The organism is Candidatus Omnitrophota bacterium (genome assembly GCA_028715415.1).
In the GTDB taxonomy this organism is placed as follows: Bacteria; Omnitrophota; Gorgyraeia; order Gygaellales; family Profunditerraquicolaceae; genus JAQURX01.
The window spans coordinates 18,342-30,037 of sequence record JAQURX010000019.1 but is presented as its reverse complement, the minus strand read 5'-3'; the positions used below and the strand labels follow the sequence as shown (position 1 = coordinate 30,037).

The 11,696-nt window shown below is 37.9% G+C and carries 18 protein-coding genes; all 18 read left to right on the top strand.

The genetic code is table 11. The features are described 5' to 3' along the window. The coding region (locus PHO70_08060) for a HAMP domain-containing sensor histidine kinase (protein ID MDD5432916.1) at positions 1–464 on the top strand (464 nt) is incomplete at its 5' end. Between the two features lie 128 nt (positions 465–592). Beyond that, a complete protein-coding gene (locus PHO70_08055) occupies positions 593–958 on the top strand; it encodes a response regulator (protein MDD5432915.1) in 366 nt (121 codons plus the stop codon). A gap of 19 nt (positions 959–977) precedes the next feature. Further along, positions 978–2,168, top strand: a complete 1,191-nt coding sequence (locus tag PHO70_08050; GenBank protein MDD5432914.1) for an HD domain-containing protein — start codon at positions 978–980, stop codon at positions 2,166–2,168. Positions 2,169–2,173: 5 nt separating this feature from the next. Further along, complete coding sequence (locus tag PHO70_08045) at positions 2,174–3,289, top strand: glycosyltransferase (GenBank protein MDD5432913.1); 1,116 nt, start codon at positions 2,174–2,176, stop codon at positions 3,287–3,289. Next, positions 3,290–4,162 carry a lysophospholipid acyltransferase family protein gene (locus tag PHO70_08040; GenBank protein MDD5432912.1) on the top strand — a complete coding sequence of 291 codons (873 nt, stop codon included), beginning with the start codon at positions 3,290–3,292 and terminating at the stop codon, positions 4,160–4,162. Continuing rightward, positions 4,159–4,830: a glycosyltransferase family 2 protein gene (locus tag PHO70_08035; protein ID MDD5432911.1), complete on the top strand. Its 672-nt coding sequence runs from the start codon at positions 4,159–4,161 to the stop codon at positions 4,828–4,830. The genes PHO70_08040 and PHO70_08035 overlap by 4 nt, the downstream gene beginning before the upstream one ends. Next, positions 4,812–5,456 carry a protein-L-isoaspartate(D-aspartate) O-methyltransferase gene (locus PHO70_08030; GenBank protein MDD5432910.1) on the top strand — a complete coding sequence of 215 codons (645 nt, stop codon included), beginning with the start codon at positions 4,812–4,814 and terminating at the stop codon, positions 5,454–5,456. The genes PHO70_08035 and PHO70_08030 overlap by 19 nt, the downstream gene beginning before the upstream one ends. Positions 5,457–5,468: 12 nt before the next feature. Continuing rightward, on the top strand, positions 5,469–5,969 hold the full coding sequence (locus tag PHO70_08025; protein ID MDD5432909.1) for a cob(I)yrinic acid a,c-diamide adenosyltransferase: 501 nt from the start codon (positions 5,469–5,471) through the stop codon (positions 5,967–5,969). Further along, on the top strand, positions 5,970–6,665 hold the full coding sequence (locus PHO70_08020) for an energy transducer TonB (GenBank protein MDD5432908.1): 696 nt from the start codon (positions 5,970–5,972) through the stop codon (positions 6,663–6,665). 112 nt (positions 6,666–6,777) lie between these two features. After that, positions 6,778–6,939: a 30S ribosomal protein S21 gene (rpsU, locus tag PHO70_08015; protein ID MDD5432907.1), complete on the top strand. Its 162-nt coding sequence runs from the start codon at positions 6,778–6,780 to the stop codon at positions 6,937–6,939. 1 nt (position 6,940) lies between these two features. After that, a complete protein-coding gene (locus PHO70_08010; GenBank protein MDD5432906.1) occupies positions 6,941–7,864 on the top strand; it encodes a sugar phosphate isomerase/epimerase in 924 nt (307 codons plus the stop codon). Continuing rightward, positions 7,851–8,672 carry an AmmeMemoRadiSam system protein B gene (gene amrB / locus PHO70_08005; GenBank protein MDD5432905.1) on the top strand — a complete coding sequence of 274 codons (822 nt, stop codon included), beginning with the start codon at positions 7,851–7,853 and terminating at the stop codon, positions 8,670–8,672. The genes PHO70_08010 and amrB overlap by 14 nt, the downstream gene beginning before the upstream one ends. A 4-nt stretch (positions 8,673–8,676) precedes the next feature. Continuing rightward, positions 8,677–9,027, top strand: coding sequence for a DUF1844 domain-containing protein (locus PHO70_08000; GenBank protein MDD5432904.1), 351 nt, complete (start codon positions 8,677–8,679; stop codon positions 9,025–9,027). Beyond that, on the top strand, positions 9,024–9,179 hold the full coding sequence (locus tag PHO70_07995) for a Trm112 family protein (protein MDD5432903.1): 156 nt from the start codon (positions 9,024–9,026) through the stop codon (positions 9,177–9,179). Before PHO70_08000 ends, PHO70_07995 begins: the two co-directional genes overlap by 4 nt. After that, positions 9,180–9,620 (top strand): type II 3-dehydroquinate dehydratase, encoded by a 441-nt coding sequence (aroQ, locus tag PHO70_07990; protein ID MDD5432902.1) that lies wholly within the window; start codon positions 9,180–9,182, stop codon positions 9,618–9,620. Then, on the top strand, positions 9,617–10,675 hold the full coding sequence (locus PHO70_07985; protein ID MDD5432901.1) for a Xaa-Pro peptidase family protein: 1,059 nt from the start codon (positions 9,617–9,619) through the stop codon (positions 10,673–10,675). The genes aroQ and PHO70_07985 overlap by 4 nt, the downstream gene beginning before the upstream one ends. Positions 10,676–10,721: 46 nt before the next feature. Further along, the gene (efp, locus tag PHO70_07980; protein MDD5432900.1) at positions 10,722–11,222 is read left to right on the top strand and encodes an elongation factor P; all 501 of its coding nucleotides are present in this window, start codon (positions 10,722–10,724) and stop codon (positions 11,220–11,222) included. Positions 11,223–11,242: 20 nt separating this feature from the next. Next, positions 11,243–11,695: an acetyl-CoA carboxylase biotin carboxyl carrier protein gene (accB, locus tag PHO70_07975; protein ID MDD5432899.1), complete on the top strand. Its 453-nt coding sequence runs from the start codon at positions 11,243–11,245 to the stop codon at positions 11,693–11,695. The last annotated feature ends 1 nt before the right edge of the window (position 11,696 follow it).

Sequence of the window (11,696 nt, the reverse complement as noted above, 5' to 3'; positions counted from 1 at the left end):
ACACAATACTTGACACTACTTTAGAGATGGTTCAATACAAAGTTAAACTTTCTGAAATAGATATTATCCGCGATTTTACCAGCGAAACGCCAAAGATAAAAGGCAACTTAACCCAGCTTCAAGAAGTTTTCTTTAATTTAATTGATAATGCTTATGATGCAATTGTTGAACGCCGCACTACGTTGAAAGAACCCGGCTACCGGGGAAAAATCACAATTAAAGCTTTCCCTAAAGAACACTCTTTAGAAATCGTAGTCCAAGATAATGGCATGGGAATAAAAACTGATAACGATAAAAAGGTATTTACCCCATTTTTCACAACGAAAATTTCCTCCCGCAAAGGAACCGGCCTGGGCCTTTATGTAATTCGGCGCATAATTACCGACACCCACAGAGGCAAGATTACTTTTGAATCCGAACACCAAGTCGGTACACGGTTTATAATTGAACTGCCTTTAGTTTAAGGGACACATCCTATTTTTAGAATACAGTTAAAACTTAAAAAATAGGATGTGTCCCTATTTTCTTGACTATTGAAAAAAGTTTATTAAATGCTATAATAATGTTCTAATTTCTTAAAAAGGAGTTTATAATGGCTCGTTTATTAATTGTAGATGACGAAATTGATGTAAGAGAATTCGCGGCGAATTTCTTCCGCAAGCGAAAAATTGATACTCTGACTGCATCAAGCGGAGAAGAGGCCCTTGATATTTTAGGCAAAGAAAAAGCGGATTTAGTGTTATTAGACATTATTATGGACGGAATTGATGGCATTGAGACACTTAGGAAAATCAAAGAAATTGATAAAACGATACGAGTTATCATGGTAACCGGCAGAAAACCTGAAGACGGCGGAGCACACGAGAAATGCATTCAACTTGGGGCAATTGACTATATCCACAAACCGCTTGAGTTAGATGAATTAGAAAGAATCGTAATGAAACAACTGTTTCAATAATCATTTAACATAATTAACTATGCCTTTTCATCTTAGAAAAAAACCAGCTCGAATTGACTATAAAAAAGAATTAGAGGATGCGGCAAGAAGCATGATCCTGGTGCATGAACCTGACACGCTCATTAAAATGATTGTGCGCAGAATTGCTGCAGTAGTTAATGTTGACCACGCTGGCATCCTTCTGCACAACAAAGAAAGAAATTCTTATATTCTCACCTTTTCAAGAGGCTCTGCAGGAGTAAAAATACCGAAGAACTTCGCAAGAATGGATGCTGATAATCCGCTTATCCGTTTCTTCAACGAACGCATAGACAAACAGCTCTTTAATGACGGCGGGATAGTCTACGATGAAGCCAAAGTCTTCCTAAAAAGGAAAATCGGCGCTCAAGCAAAAGAATTGCTAAAGGGCGCACTATACCAAATGGAAATCTTTGACACCGTCGCCTGTGTTCCAAGTTATTTTGGAGACGAGCTTCTTGGGCTTCTTTTATTAGGCAACAAGAAAAATGGAAGGAAATTCCAAGAAGAAGAGATCGATTTTTTTGACGCCCTTGCCTCTGATGTAGCAATGGCTCTAAAGAACGCCCAGCTTTTTGAAGATTTAAAGCTGGAACTTGAAAAAAACCACCGTTTGTTTATCCATACCACGGTTGCCTTAGCTGCGGCAATTGACGCCAAAGACCACTATACGCACGGCCACACTTCACGCGTTACAAACCTAAGCCTGGAAATCGCAAGAGCTTTAAGTGAACATAATAAATCTGCATTTAATGAAAAATTCCTTGAAAACCTGCATATAGCTGGATTATTGCATGACATAGGAAAAATCGGAATTTCTGAATCAATACTTAATAAAGAAGGCCCGTTAAACGAAGCAGAAAAAAAGCGCATGCAGGAACATCCTTTAGTTGGCGAAGCAATCCTGCTGCCAATCAGGGAATTACAAGAATCAATGCTTGGAGTAAAATATCACCATGAAAAATACGATGGCTCAGGATATCCAGAGGGGCTTAAAGGCAATCAAATCCCTTTAATTGCATCAATAATCTCTGTAGCCGACACTTTTGACGCAATGACTACCGACAGGCCATACCGCAAAGGGCTTTCCAAAAAAGAAGCTGCGGATGAAATTGAACGCCAGAGCGGAAAACAATTTGACCCCTTGATTGTCAACGCATTTGCACACGTTTTTCACGAAGGAAAGATTTAGTAAAAATGAAACCAAAACGTATTATTTTGATGTACATCTCTGATATTTCAGGGCACAAAAGCGCTGCTATGGCTATTGAGAAAGCAATCAAAACCCTTGCTCCTCAAACTGAAGTTTTAGGGATTAACGCCTTTAACTATACAAACCCCATTACCGAAAAAGTCATTAATAAACTTTATATGAGCGTTATCAAAAGCACGCCCCAGCTCTGGGATTACCTTTATGACAATCCTAAGGTTATTGAAAAATTTGAGAAAATAAAAGAAGCGGTGCATAAATTCAACTCTCCTAAGATTAAAGAACTATTTGATCAATTTAAGCCCGACGTGGTTATCTGCACGCAGGCTTATCCTTGCGGAATGGTTGCAGACTACAAAAAATCCTGCAGCCACGAACTTCCTCTCATAGCAGTGCTAACGGATTATGTCCCGCATTCCTACTGGGTCTATGACAAAGTTGATTACTATATCACTCCTTCAAAAGAAGTTCTTGAGCGATTAATAAATAAAGGAGTAAGCCGGGATAAAATCAGGGATTTCGGAATTCCAATCGACCAAAAATTTTGCGAACCCGTTAACAAAGAAAAGGTTTTCCAAAAACTAAAATTAAATCCAAACCTTCCCGTGATTTTAATCATGGGAGGAGGGCAGGGTTTAGGCCCAATTAAAAAAATCATTAAATCTCTGGATGAAATTAGGCCCGAGATCCAGGAAATCGTAGTAACCGGCACAAATAAACGCCTTTATAAATCATTAAAGCGTAAGATTAAAAAACTTAACAAGAAAGTTTTGCTTTTCAGCTTTGCAAATAACATCAATGAATTAATGGAAGTATCGGATATCATAATATCAAAACCCGGAGGAGTTACTACAGCAGAAGTTCTTACCAAAAAATTGCCCATGATCATTGTTGAGCCAATTCCCGGACAAGAAGAAAATAACACAACTTACCTGACGGAAAAAGGAGCAGCTATAGAAGTAGATAACCCGGATGATATCGGGCCTGTAATTGAAGAATTGCTTTCTAATCCTGAAAAGCTTCGTTTAATGCAAGAGGCTGAAGAAAAAATAAGCAAACCTGACTCCAGTATGAATATTGCCAAGCTGTTACTTGACTTATAGATGTTTAATTACACACTCTACAGAATCGGACAATTCGTCGCTTTAACACTTCCTCTTAAATTCAGTTATTGGGTTGCATCATTGGCTGCGGATACAAAATATTTGTTTTCACGAACCGACAGGATAAATGTAGGGAATAATTTAAGGGCTATTTTTCCTGAAAAAAAAGAAAGTGAAATCCGCTATTTGCGAAGGAGAGTTTTTAGGAACTTTGCCAAATACCTTGTAGATTTTTTCCGATTTGAAAAAATTGACGAAGAATATATTAAAAAGAATGTTAAAATTGAGAATTTACATTACTTTACAGAAGAACTTAAAAAAGAAAAGGGAATAGTTGTCTTAACTGCGCACATTGGCAATTGGGAATTAGGAGGAGTGGTGGTTGCACTTTCGGGATTTCCATTTTATGCTGTTGCGCTTCCCCATAAAACAAAAAAGGTAAACGATTTTTTTAATTCACAAAGGCAAAGCAAGAAAATCAATGTAATCCCTTTTGGGAAAGCAGTCAGAGCCTGCCTAAATACTTTAAAAGAAAATAAATTAGTCGCCCTTGTCGGGGACAGGGATTTTGCAGAAAAAGGAGTTATCTTGGATTTTTTTGGCAAACCGACTTATTTTCCTGAAGGCCCCGCTGCATTTGCTTTAAAAACCGGAGCAAGTATTGTCCCGGGATTTATGGTCAGAAACCCTAACGATACATTTACGCTAAGAATTGAAAAACCGATTGAGTATAAAGCCACCCAAGATAAAACTAAAGATATCTTAGAAATAATCTCAAGATATAAAATTATTTTTGAAAACTACATAAAAGAATACCCGGAACAATGGTATGTTTTCCGCCCATTCTGGGCTATTAACCACGAAGGCCGATGAAAGTTTGCGTAATTATCCCTACTTTTAACGAATCAAAGACGGTTCCCGCGCTTGTTAAAAAAATCCTTGCCCAAAACCTAAGCGTTGTCATAGTTGATGACGGCTCAACTGATAATACTGCAAGGATAGCGCAAAATTCCGGAGCTAGAGTCATTAGAAATGAAAAGAATTTAGGGAAAGGAGCTTCATTAATTCGCGGCTTTAAATATGCGCTGGAAAATAACTTTGAAGAAGTAATCACAATGGACGGTGATGGGCAGCACCTGCCCGAAGACATTCCTTTTTTCTTGCGCCTTGCGAAATTCTCTGACGGCGATATTTTTATAGGAAACCGGATGTCAAAAACGCAAAAGATGCCGTTTATAAGGATTCTGACAAACAAATTTATGTCATGGATCATATCCTGCATCTCAGGACAAGAGATTCCTGACACTCAATGCGGTTTTCGCCTGATTAAAATTGGCGTCTTGAAACGAGTTGCTTTAAAAACTTCCAAATATGAAACCGAATCAGAGATTCTCATTAAGGCTGCCCGGATGGGATTTAAAGTCACGTCCGTTCCCATTAAGAGTATTTACAGCGGACAAAAAAGCCAAATTAATCCTCTTGTAGATACTATTCGGTTTATAAAACTTATCCTTAACGAAATATGGAATACGAAGCTTTAAGAAAACGCATGGTCGCTGACCAGCTTATTCCAAGAGGCATAAGCGATAAACGGGTTTTAGATGCTTTTTTAAAAGTAGAACGGCAAAAATTTCTGCCTGTTGCATTAAGAAATTCCGCCTATGACGACCATCCAATTCCTATAGGAGAAAATCAAACCATATCCCAGCCATTCATCGTTGCTCTCATGACACAAACATTAAACCTGACTGGAAATGAAAGAATTTTAGAGATTGGGACCGGTTCCGGTTATCAGGCGGCAATTTTGGGGGAATTAGCTAAAGAGGTTTTTTCAATTGAAAGGATTGAATCCCTCTCTAAAACGGCAGAGCAAACTTTACGCGAATTAAATTACACGAATATTAAGTTTAAAATCGGCGATGGAACCCTTGGATGGAAAGAAGAATCGCCATTTGACTGTATTATTATAACGGCGGCAAGCCCAAGAGTTCCGCTTCCCTTAACTGAACAACTAAAAAAAGATGGCGGAAAGCTGATACTACCCCTTGGTGAAAGTTTCAGCCAAATGTTAACTCTCGTTGAAAGACAAGAAGACGGGCTTAACTACACCAGTATCTGCCCTTGTGTTTTTGTCCCGTTAATCGGCAAACATGGATATAAAGCTTAAGAGGTAAATCAATTGATACAAATTTATACCGGAGAAGGAAAAGGTAAAACTACAGCAGCTCTCGGCCTTGCCTTGAGGGCAATAGGAGCTGGTTTAAAAGTATACATTGGCCAGTTCGCTAAAGGCAAAGAATGCTGCGGCTTAAAAGCGTTAAAATGCATAAAGAAAATCAAGATTGAACACTTTGGCAGCTGTAACTTCATAAGAAAGGTAACCGAAAAAGATAAACAGCTTGCTCAAAAAGGGCTAGATAGAATTAAGGCTATAATTTCAGATAAATCCTATGACATGGTGATAATGGATGAGCTTAATGTCGCCTTAGATCTAAAATTACTTAAGTTAGATTCAATTATTGAGCTTATAAAAAAGGCTCCTCCTAAAATTGAATTAATCATAACCGGCCGCAATGCTCATAAGAAAATCATAGCACTCGCCGACCTTGTAAGCGAAATAAAAGAGATTAAGCATTACTATAAAAAAGGCGTAAAAGCAAGAAGAGGCATTGAATTTTAAATGTTTAAAGAAAAACCCCTTTTGTTTATGCTTGTAATATCTTTGGCTCTGCATGGAGTATTCCTTATGCAGAATGCTTCCTTAAGCTTTATCCCAACTATAAAAAAAGAGAAATTAGTAGCGGTCCAATATGTAAAATCCCGCAACGAACCTATAAAAACTAAAACAGGGGCAAACATAAAGTCCCGTAAAATTGAGCCATTGATTAAATTGCCGGATAAAATTTACAGCGATATAAAAGTTCCTTCACCGGTAGCTGAAAAAAACAACATTTACAAAAGCAGTAAATTCTCTCTCTCCCAACAGCCGCCAGCCTTACCAAAACCTACCTTTATCAAACCGGATTCCATCTCCATAAAAAAGAAGATAGTCTTTTCCCTTAAAGATGCCGAAAAAAATAATAACAGCCCATCCTATACTACGCATTCCGAGATTGTCCGTGAAAAAATAAAACGCTCGCTCTATCAAACAAATAACCGCCTGGAATCAGGCCAATTAGAAGTATCCTTTATTCTTACCAGAGACGGAACCTTAAAAGACATCCGCCTCAAAGAAGAAAATTCTTCCGCAAGCCAATATCTCCGTGAAATATCAATAAACGCGATAAAAAACGCAGCCCCTTACCCATCATTCCCCAAAAACCTTGATTATCCAATCTTAACTTTTAACGTAATTATTTCTTTTGAAGTAGAATAATGGGTCTGTCTGGCGGCAGGACCCGCGAGGCAGCTTTTTATTGACACTTTATATTATAGATGGTATATTAATAATTCAAAATAAAGCTTATAATTGAAAGGAGATGATCATATTGTCAGAAGTTGAAGTCAAAAAAGACGAATCGTTTGAAGCAGCATTGCGCCGTTTCAAGAAGAAAATTGAGCAGGAAGGAATTCTAAAAGAAGTAAGAGACCGCAAGCATTACGAGAAACCCAGCGAACGCAAGAGAAAGAAGGCTAAAAGCAGGCGTTAAAATGGGTTTATCACTTTCTACATCTTGGAATGCTTTTCGTTATAAAAACGCAAATAAACTGCTCTTTGAAATAAAAAAGCTGGGCTTTAAGGAAGTTGAGCTTAGTTTTAATCTCACTGCTTCAATGGTCAGGCAGGCTAAAAATGAAGTGGATTCAAATAAGATTAAAATTAGCAGCATTCACAACTACTGCCCGATTCCAAAGGAATTTTCCCGTTTAAGTGCGCTACCTGATTGTTTCTCAATGGCTTCTACCGACGATAAACAGAGGGAGCTCGCGGTTAAATATTCAAAACGTTCTATTGATACCGCGAAATCGCTTAAAGCTAAAGCAGTAGTCCTTCACTGCGGAAGAGTGGAAATCCCAGATAGGACCAGAAAACTTATAAGCCTGTACAATTTGGGCCAAAGAAAATCCAAGGCATTTAATGAATTAAAAAAAGAAGTTATTAAAGAAAGATCCGCCCAGTCAAAACCCTTCCTTTATAACGCCCTTAAGAGTTTAGAAGAACTAAATGTGCATGCTAAGAAATCAGGAATACTTTTAGGAGTAGAAACACGCTTTTATTATAGAGAGATGCCTTCTTTTAATGAAATCGGAATAATACTTAAAGAGTTTAAAAATTCTAATATTTTTTATTGGCATGATACAGGGCATGCCCAATTAATGGAAAATTTAGGGTTTTGGCGTCATAAAGATTATCTTGATGCTTACGGTAAGGAATTGCTTGGCATCCATATTCATGATATTTCAGGATGCCAGGATCATCTTGCCCCTCTAAAGGGCGATTTAAATTTTTTAAGATTTAAGCCTTTTCTAAAAAAAGAAACCATAAAAGTTATAGAAGCGCACCATCCTGCTACTGCTGATGATTTAATAAAAGCTAAAGCATTTCTTGAAGGAGCGTTTCATGGGATTATATGATATTAGAAAAGCGTCTTTCGCAGGGCAATTTTATCCCTCATCCGCACAGCATCTAAAAAATCAGATTGAATCTTTTATTGATAAAAATACACAGAAGAAAGATTGCTTAGCCTGTTTACTTCCTCATGCCGGCTATGTTTACTCAGGGAAGGTGGCTGCAGAAACGGTTTCCCGGATAAACTTAAAAGAAACAATTATTCTCCTTGGGCCAAATCATACCGGATATGGGGCGCCATACAGCATCATGACAGAAGGCATCTGGCAAACTCCGCTGGGAGACGTAAAAATTGACTCAGTTTTAGCCAATCAAATATTGAAGAATTCGGAATTTCTTAAAGAAGATTCATCCGCGCATATAAATGAGCATTCACTGGAAGTAGAATTGCCTTTTTTCCAATATTTCAAAAAAGATATTAAAATCGTGCCGATTACTATTATGTCCGAAGATACAAACACCCTAAAAGAAATCGGGGAGGAATTAACAGAAACCATTGAACAAAACGGCAGGGAAGATTCAGTGTTAATAGTAGCCAGCTCTGATATGACCCATTACGAGCCTGAGCCCCAAGCAAAATCAAAAGACAACGAAGCAATAAAAGCAATCCTTGAATTAAACGAAAATAAATTAATTGAAAAGAAAGAAAAACTAAACATCTCCATGTGTGGATTTGCGCCTGCAATAGCAATGATTAGAGCGGCTAAGCTTTTAGGGGCAGTATCAAGCGAATTAATCAGATACCAGACATCCGGAGAAACTACGGGAGATAGAAATAGTGTTGTCGGATATGCCGGCATCATAATCTATTAAAACTATGGACGAAAAAGACAAGAAGATTGACGAAAGCTGGAAAGCGCAAGTCGAGAAAGAAAAAACTGAATTAAAAAACACCAATGATGATTTTACCCCGATTACTCCGGATTTTAGCTTCTTTATAACTACACTTTCTCTACAAGCATCAATTTCACTTGGAATTGTCCCGAATCCCGCTACCAACAAAACTGAAAAAAGCCTTAATCAAGCCAAGTTTATAATTGACACCCTTGATATGCTTAAAGAAAAAACTAATAATAATTTAACAAAAGAAGAAAGCACTTTGATTGAAAATATGCTTTACGAATTAAAAATGCAGTACATTGCAACATCAAAAGGAGAAACAAAATGATTGACAAGGAATTATTAGATATTCTTGCCTGCCCTGCCTGTAAAGCTGATGTTGAATTAAAAGACAACAAAATAGTCTGCAAGAAATGCGGGAAAAAATATCCCATAAAAGACGGGATCCCCGTTATGCTAATTGACGAAGCGGAAAATTAAATGAAAAAGATATTAGTCATACATGGGCCTAATCTTGATCTTTTGGGGCAACGAGAACCTGCCGTATACGGAAGAGTTACTTTAAAAGAAATTAACGCAGAATTAAATAAGCTGGCCAAGAAAAATAAGGTTTCGCTTAAAATCATCCAATCAAACCATGAAGGCGAAATCGTAGACTTAATCGGTAAGGCCAAAAAAACTTTTCAGGCAATACTGATAAACCCGGCTGCCTATACACATACAAGCGTTGCAATAAGAGATGCAATTGCTGCTTCAGGAGTCATTACCGTAGAAGTGCATCTTTCAAATATCTACTCAAGGGAAGAATTCAGGCATAAATCTTTAATCAGCCCGGTTGCCAAAGGAACCATCCTTGGTTTTGGGGCAAAAAGCTATCTATTAGGGCTTATGGCCTTGATTGATTTAATTAATGCTAAATGACCTTACAAATACAAAATATCAGAAAAAAGATTGCTCAGAAAAAAATAGATTGCTTACTTGTAACTTCCGCGACAAATATTTCCTATCTTACTCAAACCCCAAGCCGTGATTCCTACTTTCTAATCAGCAAAAATAGGCTGTTTTATCTTACGGATTCAAGATACACAGAAGAAGCAAAAAAACGGCTTGGACGCGAAATCATAATTAAAAAGATTGATGGGGCTATTACGCAAACCTTAGTTGAGATTTGCCTTGAAATAAATGCAAAACGGATAGGCTTTGAAGAAAGGAATCTTTCTTTTAGCGGTTACAAAAAAATAAAAACAGCTTTTGGGAAAAAAGTCAGCTTAATCCCAACACAAGATTTGGTTGAGAACTTAAGAGAGGTAAAATCTGTTGAAGAATTAAAGAAAATCCGCAAAGCTATTGCAATCACTAAAGAAGCGCTAAATTTTGCAAAGAGGGTAATCAAACCGGGAAAGAAAGAACTAGAAGTTGTAGCTGAACTTGAACGTTTCATAAGATATCATGGCGCAAAGGCTTCGGCTTTTGACATAATAGTTGCCTCAGGCGCAAATTCCAGCTTTCCGCACCACATCTCTTCGCAAAAAAGAATTAGGAATAACGAACTTGTGTTAGTAGACATTGGGGTAGATTACGAAGGCTATAAATCAGACTTGACAAGAATTTTCTTTTTAGGTAGAATTAGTGTTTACGCAAGAAGCATTTACGACTTAGTGCTTAAGGCAAATAGAAGCGCCATAAATGCAATCAAGCCTGGAACTTTGATTGCCAAGATTGATTCACAAGCGCGCAGCACCATCAGTCAAAAGGGCTTCGGAGAATACTTTGGGCATAGCCTAGGGCATGGAGTAGGGCTGGATATCCACGAAAAACCAACAATATCCGGCAAAAATCAGGAAAAATTAACCCCGGGAATGGTCTTTACAGTTGAACCAGCAATTTATTTACCGGGGAAATTTGGAATAAGAATAGAAGATATGGTTTTAGTAACCAAGAAAGGATGCGAGGTGTTAAGTGGCTCTATCAATTAATGAAGTCAAATCAGGTGTAACAATCCTAGTGGATGACGTAGTGTATATGGTTATTGACGCTCAACATGTTAAACCCGGCAAAGGTGCGGCTTTTGTACGCGCCAAATGCAGGAACATGAAAACCGGCAATGTTCTTGAAAAAACTTTTCGAGGCGATGAAAAAATAGAAGTTGCCTTTGTTGAAGAAAGAAAGCTTCAATATCAATATCAATCCGGCGGGATGTTCCATTTCATGGATCAAGAGACTTTTGAAGAAATTGCAATCCCCGAAGAAAGCATCGGAGATAATAAAAAATTCCTTCAAGACAACCTTGAAGTTTCCGGATATTTTTATAAACATGACACCTTAAGCGTTAATCTTCCTAATTTTATCATATTTACAATCATGCACACGGAGCCGGGCATTAAAGGAGACACAGCAAAAAGCGGGACAAAACCTGCTGAAGTTGAAACAGGGGCCACTATTCAAGTTCCGTTATTTATTAACGAAGGCGACAAGGTTAAAATTGACACACGCACCGGTGGATACGTTGAAAGGGTCTCCTAAATAAGGAAGGAAGGAAAAGAGTGAACATTAAAGAAATCAAAGAAATGATCAATCTTATGAATGAAAACAGCCTTATGGAGCTGGAAATTGAAAAGGACGGGACAAAAATCCGCCTTAAGAAAACCTCAGCTGGGACAGAAGTCTTTCACGGCCCTATGATTATTGAGAAAGAAAAGCCGTCTGAAGCCCCTCAAAGGGCAGCAAAAGAAACTACTGTGAACTTAACTTCAAAAACAGTTGAGATCAAAGCACCTATGGTCGGAACTTTTTACCGGGCGCCTTCCCCGGAATCGGCTCCTTATGTTGAGGCCGGGCAAACAATTGAAGCAGGACAGGTTGTTTGCATTATAGAAGCAATGAAGCTTATGAACGAAATCAAGTCAGAAATAAAAGGGAAATTACTTGAAATCCTAGTTGATAACGCTGAACCGGTTGAATTTGGCCAGCCGTTATTTCTCATTGAACCGCTTTAAC